General features: G+C 38.9%; 14 protein-coding genes, 1 tRNA gene, 1 other RNA gene and 4 pseudogenes. 1 reads left to right on the plus strand and 19 read right to left on the minus strand.

Annotated elements, in window-relative coordinates:
* Positions 1–88 precede the first annotated feature (88 nt).
* From HT722_RS06065 to comW, 18 genes and pseudogenes are all read right to left on the minus strand, one after another.
* Positions 89–1,711 (minus strand): N-acetylmuramoyl-L-alanine amidase family protein, encoded by a 1,623-nt coding sequence (locus HT722_RS06065; protein WP_173234844.1) that lies wholly within the window; start codon positions 1,709–1,711, stop codon positions 89–91.
* Positions 1,712–1,853: 142 nt separating this feature from the next.
* Positions 1,854–3,179, minus strand: coding sequence for a nucleoside triphosphate hydrolase (locus tag HT722_RS06070; protein WP_173213463.1), 1,326 nt, complete (start codon positions 3,177–3,179; stop codon positions 1,854–1,856).
* Between the two features lie 145 nt (positions 3,180–3,324).
* Positions 3,325–3,624: pseudogene (locus HT722_RS10530) on the minus strand (N-acetylmuramoyl-L-alanine amidase family protein); the annotation flags it as partial.
* 1,135 nt (positions 3,625–4,759) lie between these two features.
* Positions 4,760–5,227: pseudogene (locus tag HT722_RS06080) on the minus strand (hypothetical protein); the annotation flags it as partial.
* Positions 5,228–5,257: 30 nt separating this feature from the next.
* Positions 5,258–6,217: an Rpn family recombination-promoting nuclease/putative transposase gene (locus HT722_RS06085; protein ID WP_173278098.1), complete on the minus strand. Its 960-nt coding sequence runs from the start codon at positions 6,215–6,217 to the stop codon at positions 5,258–5,260.
* Positions 6,218–6,401: 184 nt separating this feature from the next.
* Positions 6,402–6,566, minus strand: coding sequence for a hypothetical protein (locus HT722_RS06090; protein WP_173278099.1), 165 nt, complete (start codon positions 6,564–6,566; stop codon positions 6,402–6,404).
* Between the two features lie 107 nt (positions 6,567–6,673).
* Positions 6,674–7,672 carry an Abi family protein gene (locus HT722_RS06095; RefSeq protein ID WP_173278100.1) on the minus strand — a complete coding sequence of 333 codons (999 nt, stop codon included), beginning with the start codon at positions 7,670–7,672 and terminating at the stop codon, positions 6,674–6,676.
* Between the two features lie 122 nt (positions 7,673–7,794).
* Positions 7,795–8,670: pseudogene (locus HT722_RS06100) on the minus strand (Rpn family recombination-promoting nuclease/putative transposase).
* Positions 8,671–8,786: 116 nt separating this feature from the next.
* Positions 8,787–9,755 carry a ribose-phosphate diphosphokinase gene (locus tag HT722_RS06105; protein WP_050243113.1) on the minus strand — a complete coding sequence of 323 codons (969 nt, stop codon included), beginning with the start codon at positions 9,753–9,755 and terminating at the stop codon, positions 8,787–8,789.
* Between the two features lie 145 nt (positions 9,756–9,900).
* Complete coding sequence (locus tag HT722_RS06110) at positions 9,901–10,716, minus strand: PrsW family glutamic-type intramembrane protease (protein ID WP_173278102.1); 816 nt, start codon at positions 10,714–10,716, stop codon at positions 9,901–9,903.
* A 24-nt stretch (positions 10,717–10,740) separates the two neighbouring features.
* Positions 10,741–11,238, minus strand: coding sequence for a carbonic anhydrase (locus HT722_RS06115; RefSeq protein ID WP_173278104.1), 498 nt, complete (start codon positions 11,236–11,238; stop codon positions 10,741–10,743).
* A 72-nt stretch (positions 11,239–11,310) separates the two neighbouring features.
* Positions 11,311–12,675, minus strand: a complete 1,365-nt coding sequence (radA, locus tag HT722_RS06120) for a DNA repair protein RadA (protein ID WP_173224779.1) — start codon at positions 12,673–12,675, stop codon at positions 11,311–11,313.
* A gap of 10 nt (positions 12,676–12,685) precedes the next feature.
* Entirely contained in the window at positions 12,686–13,243 is a 558-nt protein-coding gene (locus tag HT722_RS06125) for a histidine phosphatase family protein (protein WP_173278106.1), read from the minus strand.
* Positions 13,203–13,646: a dUTP diphosphatase gene (locus HT722_RS06130; protein ID WP_173224782.1), complete on the minus strand. Its 444-nt coding sequence runs from the start codon at positions 13,644–13,646 to the stop codon at positions 13,203–13,205. The genes HT722_RS06125 and HT722_RS06130 overlap by 41 nt, the downstream gene beginning before the upstream one ends.
* Before the next feature lie 56 nt (positions 13,647–13,702).
* An RNA gene (ffs, locus tag HT722_RS06135) (signal recognition particle sRNA small type) lies at positions 13,703–13,800 on the minus strand.
* 32 nt (positions 13,801–13,832) lie between these two features.
* A complete protein-coding gene (gene tadA / locus HT722_RS06140) occupies positions 13,833–14,300 on the minus strand; it encodes a tRNA adenosine(34) deaminase TadA (RefSeq protein ID WP_173224585.1) in 468 nt (155 codons plus the stop codon).
* A 199-nt stretch (positions 14,301–14,499) separates the two neighbouring features.
* Complete coding sequence (locus tag HT722_RS06145; RefSeq protein ID WP_173251393.1) at positions 14,500–15,786, minus strand: adenylosuccinate synthase; 1,287 nt, start codon at positions 15,784–15,786, stop codon at positions 14,500–14,502.
* Positions 15,787–16,016: 230 nt separating this feature from the next.
* On the minus strand, positions 16,017–16,253 hold the full coding sequence (gene comW, locus HT722_RS06150; RefSeq protein WP_173224583.1) for a sigma(X)-activator ComW: 237 nt from the start codon (positions 16,251–16,253) through the stop codon (positions 16,017–16,019).
* Between the two features lie 423 nt (positions 16,254–16,676).
* On the opposite strand from comW, the pseudogene HT722_RS06155 reads away from it, so the two are divergent.
* A pseudogene (locus HT722_RS06155) lies at positions 16,677–16,913 on the plus strand (transposase family protein); the annotation flags it as partial.
* A 76-nt stretch (positions 16,914–16,989) separates the two neighbouring features.
* Here the strand turns inward: HT722_RS06155 and HT722_RS06160 are convergent.
* Positions 16,990–17,063, minus strand: a tRNA-Asn gene (locus HT722_RS06160).
* Positions 17,064–17,119 lie beyond the last annotated feature (56 nt).

Raw genomic sequence — 17,119 nt, forward strand, 5'->3', positions numbered from 1 at the left:
GAGCATTTTCTTTCGGAAAAATCAAAAAATAACCTCCTTATTGACAAAAAAATAAGAGGAATTCCCCCTTATTTCTTTATTATATCCATTACACCCACTCACCATTGGCATTTACTGTGTAACCATCGATAGTTGTGTTCACAGCCAAAGCTCCTGATGAATATGAGTAATACCATTTACCACTAACTTGGTACCAACCTGTCTTCATAGCACCTGAGCCAGCAAGATAATACCAAGTTCCACCTTGCTTGAGCCAACCTGTTTGCATAGCACCTGAATCATTGAGGTAATACCAGTTACCATCTAAAAGCTTCCAACCAGTCTGCATAGCACCTGAACCGTCAAGATAATACCATGTACCATTGTCTTTTATCCATCTAGTACCCATTTTACCTAAACTGTCAAAATGGTACCAACTACCATTTATAAATTTCCAGCCTGTCTGCATAGCACCTGAGCCGTTAAGATAGTACCAATTACCATCAACTTGTTTCCAACCAGTTTTCATCACACCAGTTTCATCCAAGTAATACCATGACCCATCTTTGACCCAACCAGTCTTCATTCCATCTTCTTTAGAGAAATAATACCAATCCAGTCCAATTTTCTTCCATCCAACATGACGATTTCCCTCATCATCAATGAAGAATTTTTTACCATCAATTAAAACAATACCTGGTTTAAGGACACCTTCCTCATCTAAGAAATAATGTTTTCCGTCTACTGTAATATCCCCTGTTAGACGAACACCTTCTTTTAGATAGTAAGTTTTATCATCAATTTTGATAAAGCCAGTTTTCTTATCACCATTTTCAACAAAATAGTAAACCTTATCAGCAACTTTTACAAAGCCTAGCTTTTTAACACCATCTTTTTCATCTAAATAGTATTGCTTATCACCTGAAGTCAATAGACCTTTTTTCATAGCTCCATCAGCTTCAAAGTAGTAAGTCTTACTATCAATTTTTTGCCAGCCAGTAACTTTTTTGCCGTCCTTAATATAGTAGACCTTCCCATTCTCCGTTTTGAATTGACCTGCAGAATTAGACTGGTTCTGATTATTATTTTGGTTAGTATTAGTCGTTGAATTTGAGCGATAGATATGGTAAAGTGTATCACCTTTTAATTCACCAGTAACATAAGTATAGTTGGCAATATCCAGACGACTGGTATCAGAAGCTGCAGAGCCTGTACGTGGATCTTTAATATCAACTGGAACATCACTACCAGGTTTATATTCTACAAAACGAACTTTTTTTACTGGAGAATTAGAATTTGTTGTTGAGCCATTATTATTGTTTGCACCAGTACCATTTTGGTTATTATTCCCATTAGCATTACTAGTGCTACCATTGTTTTGGTTGTTATCTCTATGGTATGGATTGGTCTGAGTACCAGAATTCGTAGTACCTGTCGTAGCAGTAGGCGCATACATATGATACATAATACCATCTTCTTCTCTACTAGAAGTATAGATATAATTTGCAATTTCAGGGTGATTCTCAATAGATGCAGCTGTCACAGCAGCACCTGTAAGTGCAGCTTTGATATCTACAGGTCCACCATTTTTAAATGTTGCATAGTGGACTTCTTTAACCGTAGAAGTTGTTGTAGCCGTTGTTGCCCCTGTTTCGGCAGCTTGTGCTGGTTGAACTGAAGCCATAGCTAGCACTGAAGTAGCTAGTAAGATACCTGTTAGTGTTTTCTTCATGAGAAGAACCTCCTTTATTAAATGGTTAAATTTATATAGATTATATCTCTTTCCTATAATAAATGCAATAAAAAACATAAAAAGTGTAGAAATATTTAACAATAACAGAAAGAGAGCAGTTTGAACCACTCTCTTTGTTATTTTATACCCATTCACCGTTGGCATTTACATAGTAACCATCGACTGTAGTGCTTACTGCAAGGGCACCTGAACTATAAGCATAGTACCACTTACCACCAACTTGGAACCAGCCAGTTACCATAGCACCTGAACCTTTAAGGTAGTACCATGAATCACCTACTTTAGCCCAACCTGTTTGCATAGCACCTGAACTGTTTAAATAGTACCAAGTGCTACCATCTTGCAACCAGCCTGTTTGCATTTCGCCTGAACCATTTAGGTAGTACCAAGTGCTACCATCTTTAACCCACCATTTTTGCATGATGCCTTCAGCGTTAAAGTAATACCACTTACCACCATCTTGTAACCAGCCAACTTGACGTTTGCCTTCTTTATTTACATAAATCCAGTTACTATCAACTTTATTCCAGCCAGCTTTTGTATTAGATTCATCTGTTAAGAAATATGTTTTACCATCAACGGTAATTTCCCCAAACTTACGTTCACCTTCTTCAGTGACATAGTAATACTTATCGCCAGCACCCTTGATAAGACCTGTCTTACGCTCACCTTCTGTAGTAATGTAATACCATTTTCCAGCACTATCTTTTACAATACCTGACTTGGTTGTACCGTCTTCAGCAAAGAAGTACCATTTATCACCTACCTTATGCGCTCCAATTGTCACAACACCATCTTTGACAAAATAAGTTTTTCCATTTTCAGAGATAATCTCTGTCTTACGAGCTCCATCTGACACAAAATAATAGGTTTTTTCTCCTACTTTAATGAAACCAGTTTTCTTAACACCTTGTCCGTCTAGATAGTAACGTTCAGATGTGTTTTCAAGAACTCCGTGAGCCATAACACCTTCACTATCAAAATAGTAAGTTTTTCCATCAACATTAGCCCAACCTTTTACAGGATTTCCTTTATAGTAAAGATAACGATTACCAGCAGACACACGCCATTTTACATCTTTATCAGAAGTTTTATAGCCTTGAGTATTTAACTCACTGACAGACGCATCGGGATCGTTTACATAATCATCAATCTTTGTCCCTTTCTCAACGAATAAGTAGTATTTTCTTCCCCCTTCAACATAGGCACGTTGAAATTCAAATCCTTCAATTGTCGAATGTTTAGAGATCGGCTGATTCCCATCTTCAAAAAATACTGTCTTACGTTCTTGTGAACGACCATTAATCACTGTGATCCACTCAGTTCTATAAACAACTTCTTCCGCACTTACTGGACGAGCTGTAATTGCAGAGTAACTGGTTAAAACTGCTGCACTTGCCATTGTCAAGCTAGCTACTGCTAGGGCTAAAGCTTTTTTATTTTTCATATGAGCATTCTCCATGTTTAAAATTTTAGGTAATAAACCTAGTTTTATTGTATCTTATTTTTTAAAAAAATTCTAAAAAAAACTGAACTTTTTATGGAAAAAATAAAAAGCAGAAGAAATCTCCTGCTTTTTTGATTAAACTAGATTATTTAACCCATTCACCGTTTCCGTTTACAGTGTATCCACCTACAGTAGTATTAACTGCAAGGGCACCAGAACCGTCAACGTAGTACCATTTACCAGCAACTTCAAACCATTGGCTAGCTTTCATAGCACCTGATGCTTCAAGGAAGTACCATTTGCCACCGTGTTGCAACCAACCAGTTTCCATAGCACCTGAACCATTTAGGTAGTACCAAGTGTTACCATCTTTAACCCACCATTTTTGCATTACGCCTTCAGCGTTAAAGAAGTACCATTTACCGTCGATTTGTTTCCAACCAGTAACTTGTTTGTTGTTGTCATAGTAATGCCAGCCGTTTTCACCTTGAACCCACTCAGTACGAACAACATTGTAGCTGTCAGTTTTTTCAATTTCAACTGATGCATTTACATACATATCATTATTTTCGTTACGTCCAACTGCATCTGCTGTAAATAGTGAAGATTTTGTTAGGCGCTCAGGTAAAAAGTAACCTTTTGGTACTGTCAAAATACGGTAAACCGCTACTCCACCCTCGTGTAATTCAAACTCAGCATCACCTGCTTCATTTGTCTTAGCACTTACAAGAGCTGGGGCATCTTTAACAGGTTTTCCACCTTGAGCATTCAAGAAATCTTCAGTAGTTTTGTAAACTAATAGCTCAAATTCAACACCTGCAACTGGTGCACCTTGTTTATCTTTAACGTTGATACGTCCATGTGTTCCATTTGTGAATGGTACAACCTTTTGAACTTTACCATCTTTAAGATTAAATTGGCTATCATATGGATTAGATACTTTATCCTTGAATTGATTGTTAGGATTAATTACCAAATAAGTATAAGTAGAACCATCTGCATATTGAACAGATACTACTTTATCTCCATTTGCTAGAACTTGTTCAGCACGGTTAGTTTCAGTTGCTTTTTCCACTTGTGAAGGATCGTAAGTTTTTTCAACTTTTCTAACTGATGCTGCTTCTTCAGGTGTCAATTGTCTGTCAGCTGAAACAGCTTGTACAGCACCAAATGCTGCAAGAGCGACTGCGCTTGTCAATAAAACTTTTTTCATCGTTTTATCTCCTTTATTTTTCTTTAAAATATTTTTTCGTAAGACTATCTTACTACCATACAGTATATAAATATTTGCAGGATTTGTCAAGGGTTTTCATCAACTTTTTACCTATTTTTTTCAAAAAAGGGGAAAAAACGTCTTTGTGAGATGAAATACTCTTCAAATACCGTATCTCACAAGTGAAAATCTCACAAATTTCTTAAACCCTGAGTCAAACCTCACATATCTAATCCATATCGATAGTTGGATAGAACTCACTTCCATGATATTATCCTATAACCCCTTCCAAATGTCAAGCAAAAATGACAAGTATTTTAGAAATAACTCGCCATTTCATTAACTTTCTACTATTTAAAATGTGACCTCATAGCAAGGACTCGAACTCAGCTACTGACATGCCCAATTGTTCACTCGCAACCTCGGATGTCAAAAGACCTTTATGTACTAGATTTACTAAACCTACTTTTAATCCCTCTTCAATGCCTTCTTCGCGCCCTTTTTCAATACCCTCTGCACGACCACGTTCAAGTCCACGCTCTAAACCTTGTTCAATACCTTCTGCTCGACTACGCTCAAGACCTCGTTCCAATCCCTGTTCAAGACCTTCCGCTCTAGCTGTTTCCAAAGCATAGTCCTGTGCCAACAAGGCTTGTTCTTCTCGCATACGTAGTTGACTAAACATCTTCCTGTCCTCCTCGGACCAGCTCTTGTAGTCCAGCAGTTGGTCTGCCTGGCTGATGGCTCGCTCGGGTTCTTGGGTAAAGGGCTTGTTCCCGAAAAACTCCAACCACGGTTTGCGAACCTCGTCTTTACTGGTTTCTCTGTATTTTTTAGTTCTAAGAACGCCATTACTGTGATGGTATTACAAAAGTGCTTCAAACTCCGCTACTGACATACCCAATTGTTCACTCGCGAATTCGGAAGTTAAAACATGTTGGCGTACTAAATCTAGAAAGGTAAAGATTTTCCCACGCTCCAGTCCCTGTTCAACGCCTTCTGCTCGCCCTTGTTCAAGACCCTCTGCACGACCACGTTCAAGACCTCGCTCTAAACCTTTTTCGATTCCTTCCGCTCTAGCAGTTTCCAAGGCATAGTCCTGTGCTAACAAGGCTTGTTCTTCGCGCATACGTAGTTGGCTAAACATCTTCCTGTCCTCCTCGGACCAGCTCTTGTAGTCCAGCAGTTGGTCTGCCTGACTGATGGCTCGCTCGGGTTCTTGGGTAAAGGGCTTGTTACCGAAAAACTCCAACCATGGTTTACGAACCTTATCTTTGCTGGTTTCTCTATATTTTTTTAGTTCTAAGAACGCCATCTTAACTAAATGGTTTTCTTGTCCATTATTGGTGATGGTTAATATCTCACCTGTCGTGTCCTCTCGCATACTAAAACTGTGAAAGGCTAAATCATCTTGAAAATAATTACTGTCAACGATAGCAATAGCGTATACTGGTGCTATGTGTTTATAACTTTGGTGAGTGTTTCCTTCTTGTTGGCGAATTTTTTCGAGATTTTGATTGACCTGACTACACAGATACGCCCACAGGCGATTGATGAAAAAATTCTGATGATGAACTTGAATTTCAATGATAACCTGTGTTCCATTGTCCAACTCCGCCAAGACGTCTATACTGGTATAGAAATCCTGAGCCGAGTAAGGCAGGGAAGGCAAGACATGAATGTTACTTCCCTCCAAAATGGTCACATTTTTAGCTGGCAAGTCCAGCATATCGCGAATAAATTGACAAGTGATTTCTGGGTTGCTAAAGATTTTCTTAGCAACCAAATCATTAGTTGGGCTAATGCCCGGATGACGTAAGGTCATATTTCTTCTCCTTTCATTATAGCACATTTTTAAATCTAGGTTTACTAGATTCTCTGGCTCTATCTATTTATTCGGAAAAGAGACGAAAAAAAATAAAAGTTATTAAAATTATTGTTTATCCTTAATTTTGTCTGTATTAAAAAAGGTTTTGACACCTAATTTTTAAAATTAAAGCACACTGAATCTAGGAACGATTTGAATCATCTTGACCTGCTCTTGGTATTCTTGACTGAGTTTCCAAATCTTCTTTACAGACGGAAAGAGCATCATCGTGTTCCTTGATGATTCTGATTTTCTCACCTTGTTCAGCTATTACATCGTCCGCTATAGCGATTACAAAATCTCGCATCTTATCCTTCATTCATCTTGGTAATCAACTTCTTAATGTTTGGTTTCTCATCTGGATTGTCAAAGATTCTCTGAATAATAGCTTGAGCAAATAAATCATTCCTTAGTTCAACCAATCCACAATATATCTTTCCAATTGCTTGGCAAACCAATCTTACTAGATAATATGATATTTGACTTTTCCATCAACTGTGCCTCTAAACTCATTAAAAAATCGTTCCAATCTTGAACAAAAGAATGTGAATGATGTTGTATAAGATTTTTCATAGCTAAAAGATAAGCAAATAAATCGTTATTATGGGTCTTTTTCTTTTTAGTCTCTGCATTCTTGTTTATTTGACGCAAATCAGCTGAAAAGAAACTTGGACTTGCTATTGTAAAATTTTGACCATATAGTCTTAAATGATGTGCTGTCCTATTTCTCATATACCATGTAGCTGAAACCCAGCCAAATAATTTACTCCGGATTTCTTCTCCATGAATTTTAGAATTTACCACACCAGTTGATAAAAATGTAGTATCTATCCAATACTCCCGGTACTCTTTTTTCAGTGCACTTATAAAACGAGTTGTTTCCCCAAAAGTCATCTCTTGAAAAAGCACCCAAATTGGGAACTTAGAACCTTTATTTTTGATATGATGCTGTATTGACAGACTTTGATTCTCTGATAAATGTTTTTCTATAATTGAAATAAATTCGTTATATAATTCAGAGTTTTCATAAATAGTTTCATCCAAGTAACACTCACCTTTTTGATATTTTCCATTATATTGCTGACAAAGCGATTCAATAAAAGTTGATTTTATAAACTGCTCTAATCTACCAGAAAATATAAACAGAAACTGTGACAACCAGTCATTAAATTCATACAATGAAATCGCTGCTTGAAATTTTCCTTTATGAAGATTATCTGGAACCTGTTTAATAAAAGCAGAAAACGAATAGTAATTATGGCAACGTAAAAAATTTTTGGAATCTAGTTCCTCTTCAGGTGACATATCTAGCTTATCTGAAAGATAACTTACCAAATCTTCAAGAGGTAAAAATGCTTTCATTTCTCTCTTTAAATCTCTTGACAAAGAAATACTATTATCAGTTGTGTACATCATTAACCTTCTAAATTTATAAAAAAATGACTCCAGTTGCTATGAAACAGGGAGCAAAAGGAGTGCTTGTATCTAAATACTATACTATTCTATAAAAAAAGTCAAGTCAACTTGATATTTTTTCAATTTGTGTCTAATTGTTCACTCGCAAATTCGGAAGATAAAGCATGTTGGCGTACTAAATCTAGAAAGGCAAAGATTTATCCTTCAACTTTCCCACGCTCCAGTCCCTGTTCAATACCTTCCGCCCTAGCTGTTTCCAAGGCATAGTCATGAGCGAGTAAGGCTTGTTCTTCACGCCTGCGTTGTTCACTAAACATTTTCCTATCCTCCTCGGACCAGCTTTTATAGTCTAGCAGTTGGTCTGCTTGGCTTATGGCTCGCTCAGGTTGTTGGGTAAAGGGCTTGTTACCGAAAAACTCCAACCATGGCTTGCGAACCTCGTCTTTGCTGGTTTCTCTGTATTTTCTTAATTCCAAGAACGCCATCTTGACTAGATGATGTTCCTGTCCATTATTGGTGATGGTTAAAACCTCACCTGTCGTATCCTCTCGCATGCTAAAGCTATGAAAAGCTAAGTCATCTTGAAAATAATTACTGTCCACGATAGCGATAGCATAAACTGGGGCGATGTGTTTGTAACTCTGGTGGGTATCACCTTCACGTTGACGAATTTTTTCTAGATTTTGATTGACCTGACTGCATAGGTAAGCCCACAGGCGATTGATGAAAAAATTCTGATGATGCACCTGAATCTCAATAATTACTTGCGTTCCATTGTCCAACTCCGCCAAGACGTCTATACTGGTATAGAAATCCTGTGCCGAGTACCGTGTAGTGGGCAAGACGTGAATGTTACTTCCCTCCAAAATGGTCACATTTTTTGCTGGCAAGTCCAGCATATCGCGGATAAATTGACAAGTGATTTCTGGATTGCTAAAGATTTTTTTAGCAACCAAGTCATTGGTTGGGCTGATGCCCGGATGACGCACAGTCATATTTCTTCTCCTTTCATTATAGCACATTTTTAAATCTATGTTTACTAGATTCACTGCTACTATCTATTTATTCGGAAAAAAACGAAAAAACCTGAGAATCATCTCAGGCTTGGTCATTAAATTTTTTTCTCAATACCGAAAAGTGGAGAAAGTGGTCGTTTTTCATGAATACGTACGATAGCATCCCCTAGGAGATGAGCGATTGAAATCTGCTCAATCTTATCAATCAAACGCTCTTCTGGCAGATAGATGGTATCCAAAACAACCAATTTCTTAATAGCTGATTTTTGGATATTGTCCATAGCAGGACCAGAAAGAACTGGGTGCGTACAGCTTGCATAGACTTCAACAGCACCAGCTTCTGCAAGAGCATCTGCCGCATGACAAATCGTTCCAGCAGTATCAATCATATCATCAATCAAGATACAAGTCTTGCCTTCTACCTTACCGATGATGTTCATGACTTCACTGGTATTCATCTTATCAACACTACGACGTTTGTCAATGATAGCGATAGATGTTTTCAAAAATTCTGCCAACTTACGAGCACGAGTCACCCCTCCATGGTCTGGGCTGACAACCACATAGTCAGAACCAACCATGCCACGACGCTCAAAATAATCCGCAATCAGAGGAGCACCCATCAAGTGATCCACAGGAATATCAAAGAATCCTTGAATTTGCGCAGCATGCAAGTCGATGGTCAATAAACGATCCACCCCAGCTACTTCAAGCATATTTGCAACAAGTTTTGAAGTGATTGGCTCACGCGCTCTCGCCTTTCTATCCTGACGTGCATACCCATAGTAAGGCATAACAACATTGATAGATTCTGCACTCGCACGCTTCAAAGCATCTACCATAATCAAAATTTCAAGCAGATTGTCATTTACGGGCGAGCTAGTTGATTGTAGGATAAAGACGTGTTTTCCACGGATTGATTCTTCGATGTTGACCTGAATCTCTCCATCTGAAAATTGGCGAACACTTGATTTCCCCAACTCTATCCCAATCTCTTGCGCCACACGTTCTGCCAATTCTTTATTAGAAGAAAGGGCAAACAGCTTTAAATCAGAAAAAGACATGATTTCCTCCGGTATATATGTATCGTTTGTGCTTTTCACAAGATTTTTCCATCTACCATTGTAGCGCTTTTTACACTATTTTTCAATCAAAAATAAAAGAAGGGCACCATATTTGTGCCCTTGTATCATTCTTTTGAAAAATATTCTAGTTCATCAACTCATTGTGCTTCTCAACAAAGCGATAAGCCTGATAAAAACCATAGAGAGTAATAGCCGTCACCACTGGAATCGCTAAAGGCAACTCTGTCTCCAACTCCACAAAAGGAGAGTTAAACAAGAAATGAGTTCCCAAGGCTAAACCTAGGAAAATATGCCCCTGTTTCTTGCCAACCTTCTGTCCTTTATAGGCTCTGTAAAGCAAGTAAACACCCACTATAGCTAGACCTGAAAAAGTCCAGTGAGAGGCAATTCCTGAGATGATACGCTCTAAAATCCTCGAAATAGTAAAGTCAAAGCCCTCTGGCAAATCCGTACGAATGTAGCCAATATCCTCAATCATTTGAAATCCCAAACCAGAAGCAATCCCTAGTAAAAACAAAGATTTTAATTTTCGCACAGGAATCAAAGCTAAAACAAAGACAAGTGGCAACAATTTCAAGGGTTCTTCTACCAAAGGAGCCACAATGGCACTTTCAAAGGCATTTAAAAATGCACTATCTGGGAAAAGAACCTCCAATAAATCATGGATATAGGTATTAGCAAAGCTAGACAGCCATCCTGAAAGGAACATCCCACCCAATAAAGACAAAATCAAGGCATTCTTTGGCAATTCCCATTTTTTCCCAATACGGAAAAGGAAATAAAGAGCCGGAATTATGTAAAAGAGAGCTAGAAAGATAGAAACTCCCATTAGTCCATATTCCGCAGCTGACATCGAACCGTCCGTATAGTAGATAGTTTCATACTGCAAACCAATACATAGCAATAAGATAAAAATAAATAAAATGCTGTTTTTCTTCATACACTTTCTTTCTAAATGAAGTATTTATAATTCTACGACTGTCATACTTCCTGTATCCACATCGTAAATGGCACCAGAGATTATCACATCATCTGGTATTAAGGGAGACTCGATAAGGAGTTGCATATCCTCACGCACACTCTCCTCTATATCTTGGAAGGACAAAAAGTCCTGGTCTGACACATCGACACCTAGTTCCTCTTTTAAATACTCCTGAAAAGGTCCATTTTCAAAGGTCTGAGCACCACAGTCTGTATGGTGCAATACCACAATCTCTCTTGTCCCCATTTGTTGCTGGGAAATAACTAGCGAACGAATCATGTCCTCAGTCACTCGACCACCTGCATTCCGCAAGATATGAGCATCCCCAAGTGCCAAACCTAGGGCTGGCGCAACGTGCAAACGAGAGTCCATACAGGTCACAATGGCTACTCTAGTTTTGGGTTTAAGTGGTAGATTTAACTGCCCATGTAGGGCAACATAAGCCTGATTGGCTTGCATAAACTGTTCAAAATACGACACGATTCCCTCCTCGAAAATTTGATAGTCAAATATTTCTCCTATCTTATCATTTTTAAGAGGATTTGTCACGGATTATGCAAAGACCTTTTTCAAAACTTCCTGAATCGTTGTTACGCCAATGACCTGAATTTCCTTGGGCGGAGTGATTCCTGTCAAGGAATTTTTGGGTACATAAATCTTAGTAAAGCCCAATTTAGCAGCTTCGTTGATACGTTGTTCGATACGATTCACGCGCCGAATCTCTCCTGTCAAGCCCAGTTCTCCCACAAAACATTCCTGAGGATTAGTTGGCTTGTCTTTATAGCTCGAAGCAATGGCAACTGCAACTGCCAAGTCAATGGCAGGTTCATCCAATTTGACACCGCCAGCAGATTTGAGATAGGCGTCCTGATTTTGCAAGAGAAGACCTGCACGCTTTTCCAAAACAGCCATAATCAAGCTAGCACGATTAAAATCAAGTCCCGTCGTCGTACGCTTAGCATTTCCAAACATGGTCGGTGTTACCAAAGCCTGAACCTCCGCCAAAATCGGACGCGTCCCTTCCATGGTCACAACGATAGAGGAACCAGTCGCCCCATCCAAACGCTCTTCTAAGAAAACTTGACTCGGATTGAGGACCTCAACCAAACCGCCCGACTGCATCTCAAAAATCCCAATCTCATTAGTGGAACCAAAACGGTTTTTGACTGCCCTCAAGATACGAAAGGTATGGTGGCGCTCCCCTTCAAAGTAAAGCACCGTATCCACCATATGCTCCAACATTCTCGGCCCAGCCAAGGTTCCTTCCTTGGTCACATGACCTACGATAAAGATGGCAATGTTATTGGTTTTGGCCAGCTGCATAAGTTCAGCCGTCACCTCACGCACTTGAGAAACAGACCCCTGCACCCCTGAAATCTCAGGAGACATAATGGTTTGGATAGAGTCAATAACGAGGAAGTCTGGCTGGATTCTCTCTACCTCTGCGCGAACACTTTGCATATTGGTCTCTGCATAGAGATAAAACTCACTATCAATATCTCCCAAGCGTTCCGCTCGCAACTTGATTTGCTGGGCAGACTCCTCCCCACTGACGTAGAGAACCGTCCCCACTTGAGACAGCTGGGTTGAGACTTGTAAAAGAAGGGTTGATTTCCCAATCCCAGGATCCCCACCTATGAGAACGAGACTTCCTGGTACCACTCCACCTCCAAGTACACGATTAAATTCCTCCATCTCCGTCTTGGTTCGATTGACATTGATTGAAGTCACTTCAGCCAGTTTCATGGGCTTGGTTTTCTCACCTGTCAAGGACACACGCGCATTCTTGACCTCGGCAACCTCAACCTCTTCTACAAAAGAAGACCAAGACCCACAGTTAGGGCAACGCCCCAGATATTTAGGGGAATTATACCCACAATTTTGACATACAAATGTCGCTTTTTTCTTTGCGATGATAAACCTCTTTCTATATCTCTAACTCACACTCAATCACTTGGCAAAAATCAATCTTATCATTTGGCACAAACTGACGCATGAGCATTCGATGAGCAACAACTACCACAGTCTGATGTTCTCGATACTTAGACATACATTCTAAAAAACGAGACTTCATTTCCGTAGCTGTCTCATATTGAATAGGACTATTAGGAAGTAACTCCCCCTTGTTTTCTAGAAACATAGTACGAGCTTTTTCAAAATTATCTGTGCTACTTTCATAGACCTGCCATTCATGCAATAATGGCTCCACTCTCAAAGGAAGTCCCGTAGCACAAACTACATAAGAAGCCGTTTCTAAAGCTCTTGTGACTGCAGAAGATATGATTATTTCAGCTGAAAGGAGTAAAGGATTGGTGCTCAGTTCCTGAGCTTGCTGCCGTCCCTTCTCAGACAAGGGCGCCAAATCTATCCCAAATCCCGTATAAGAACGCTCCTCTAACTCACGATAATCTGGCTCCCCGTGACGTACAAAGATAATCTTCATTCTAGTGCCCAGTCGATCCAAATCCACCAGTTCGAACGCCATCAGCCGCATCTCCATCTGCGATTAAGAAAGGTGCAAAGACAGCCTGGACAACACGTTCCCCAACTTCAAGAATAACCTCTTGGTCTGTGATATTCTTCATCTGCGCAAAAATATGCCCTTCATTCCCAGGATTTCCATAATAATCCCCGTCAACGACCCCAACTGAATTAATTAAAACCAAGCCCTTCTTACGAGGGTTTGAAGAACGATCATAGAGGTAGAGAACCTCAGTCGGCTGCATATAAGCCTTAACCCCTGTCGGAACTAATACAATCTCTCCTGGCGCAATAACCATACGTACTGCAACCTTTAAGTCGTAACCAGCCGCATGCGCTGTCTCACGCTTGGGCAATAAACTTTCATCTGTAAAACTAGAAACCAATTCAAAACCACGAATTTTCATCATCTTCTCTTTTCTATTATCATTTATTCTAGATTATTCTATCTTATTTATTCGGAAAAAGCACGAAAAAAAGAGCACACAATTCAAATCGCTTAGGGCTGCTGGATTCCTCCCCTGACCCGCTTCACGCAGAACTGTTGCTCCACTATTTATTATATCACATTCCTATTCATTTTAAAAGCAAAATTATTTTTTCCGTCTATTTCTAAAAAAGTCCTGCATAATAGCTGCGCATTCATCTTCCAAAATTCCCGTTTCAACCTCCACACGATGATTGAGACGCTCATCTGTCAAGATATCGTACAAACTCCCAGCAGCGCCAAATTTATGGTTTTTAGCCCCGTAGACCACGTTTGGAATACGGGCAAGTCCAATCGCCCCACTACACATGACACAAGGCTCAATGGTCACAAAAAGCGTGCAATCAAGTAAGCGCCAGCTCTCCTCACTCAGATTCGCATTCTCTATGGCCATAATTTCCGCATGCATAACTGCTCGCTGCAGTTCCTCACGCGCATTATGCCCGCGACCAATGATTTCTCCATCCTTGACAATCACACAACCAATTGGAATTTCATCGTGTTCAAGAGCAATCTTAGCCTCTCTCAAAGCTTCCCTCATAAAGACTTCTTTTTCTTCAACTGTATAATTCATCAATTTCCCTTTTTCTACTTGTCAGTTTTATTATTATATCATGAATCCTAACACAAAAAAAGCCACCGAATGCGGTGACTTTATAGGGAGATTATTATGAAAAAGAAAAGTTTAGGATATTTGTTACAACAAGTTAGGAGGTCTTCTTGTAACTGTCTATAGTATACCCGACCTATCTTAAACAAATCTTAAAAATCTCTTACGACCAAACACTTTCTAAAATATTTGTTTGTTCACGACCAGGACCTACTGAGAAAGTAGAAATACGAACGCCAACCAATTCACTCACACGACGAACATAGTTACGCGCATTCTCAGGAAGATCTTCCAAATTACGAACTCCAGTAATATCTTCTGACCAACCTGGCAACTCTTCATAGATAGGCTTGCAACGTTTCAATTGCTCAAGACTAGCTGGATAGTAGTCAATACGTTGACCATCAAGATCATAGGCCACACAGATTTTCACTGTATCTAAACCACTCAAAACATCGATAGAGTTCAATGAAAGGTTAGTAATACCAGAAACGCGACGGCTATGGCGCATCACAACTGAATCAAACCATCCCACACGACGTGGACGACCAGTTGTTGTACCATATTCATGACCGACTTCACGGATACGTTCTCCCACTTCATCAAACAACTCAGTTGGGAAAGGACCGTCTCCAACACGACTCGTATAGGCTTTACATACACCAACAACCTTGTCAATCTTGCTTGGACCGACACCAGAACCAATTGTCACACCACCAGCTACAGGGTTTGATGACGTAACAAATGGATAGGTACCTTGGTCGATATCGAGCATAACTCCTTGTGCACCTTCAAAAAGCACACGTTTACCGTTATCAAGCGCATCATTCAAAATGACAGATGTGTCTGTCACATATTTCTTGATTTGTTGACCATATTCGTAATACTCTTCAAAAATATCATCGAAAGCAATAGCTTTACTGTCATACAATTTTTCAAAAAGACGATTCTTTTCAGCAAGGTTACGTTCTAAACGCTCACGGAAAATATCTTTATCCAAAAGATCTGCAATACGAATCCCAACACGAGCAGCCTTGTCCATATAAGCTGGACCAATTCCCTTGATTGTAGTCCCAATCTTATTGTCGCCCTTAGCTTCTTCTTGCAAACGGTCTAACTCGATATGATAAGGCAAAATAACATGCGCGCGATCAGAAATACGGAAGTTATCAGTTGTAACACCTTCCTCATGAAGATAACTCAACTCTTTCACAAGAGATTTAGGATTTACAACCATACCATTCCCAATAACAGAGATTTTTTCAGGGAAGAAAATTCCAGATGGAATCAAGTGCAACTTAAATTTCTTACCATCGATCACAATCGTGTGACCTGCATTATCACCACCTTGGTAACGTGCAATCACTTCTGCATTCGCTGAAAGGAAGTCTGTAATCTTCCCTTTACCTTCATCACCCCATTGGGTACCTACAACAACAACTGAAGTCATAATCTTGTCTGAGCCCTCAGGCTCTTCCTTTCTCACATACATGGCAGGAATCTCACCCGCAATTATATCTTACAATTTATTATAAGAAAAAATCGCCTTTTTATCAAGAAGAAACAATAGAAAGATTTGCTATTTCCAACTATTAAAAAATGTTTTAGAAAAAATTCCGGCTATTTATCATTATTTTCCCATAAAAAGTTAAATTTGTTCGGAAATTAACTCATACTGTCTCAACAAGCAACAAAACCTTGTTTCATTATCAATTTTTCAAGATACAAACGATAAGAAACACGATAATGGTAAACAATAAAATCCCTACGACACCCAATGCCATATCGAACTAAATAATAAATCAAAAATTTAAAATGAAAATGTTCCCAGTCAAAATTATCACCAAATACAGTACCATACTCTTCTTCAATATTTCTATAAAAATCCGCCATCTGCTCATAAATTTTTTGTAACATAATCAAATACTCCTTTTCTTTTTTATGAACTTATTCTAACAAAAAATTTTACACATTCACTATCAATTCCTGAATTGTTAAAATACCAATCTCAACAAGAGAAAAAATAGGAAAAGTTGACAGAATAGAATAAATACCTTACATCAAAAACAAACTATTAAATCCCTAAAAATAAAAAATTCCTATAAATGATTTACAAAATTATCCTTATTACAAATCATCCTGTACGGTTACCATTGCATTGAATCTTTCTCAGTTTAAGCTATAAAGTGATTGAATAGAAATGAAGCACTTTTTAGGGTAGAAAAAAATTCCATAAGATTTATAATGAAAAGGTACCAAACCATCATTAGAAAGAATCATATGGAACAATTACACTTTATCACAAAATTACTAGAGCTTACAGACACTAATTTCTAAATTATGGATATCATCAATAGGGGGACACATAAGGAAATCATCGCTAAACTGGACTACGATGCTCCGTCTTGCCCTGAGTGTGGAAGTCAAATGAAGAAATATGACTTTCAAAAACATTCTAAGATTTCTTACCTCGAAACGACTGGTATGTCTACTAGAAATCTACTTAGAGAGCGTCGATTCAAGTGCTATCACTGTTCAAAAATGATGATGTCTGAAACTTCTATCGTCAAGAAAAATATCTCGCTTCATTAGGTGCGAGATAGATTATTAATTATATAACAAAAAAGAGGTCAAAACCTCCTTTAATTAACTACTCCGCCAGTAGGACTCGAACCTACGACATCATGATTAACAGTCATGCGCTACTACCAACTGAGCTATGGCGGAATAAAGCTAAGCGACTTCCATATCTCACAGGGGGCAACCCCAACTACTTCCGGCGT

The organism is Streptococcus sp. 53, from assembly GCF_013276565.1.
Taxonomy (GTDB): Bacteria; Bacillota; Bacilli; order Lactobacillales; family Streptococcaceae; genus Streptococcus.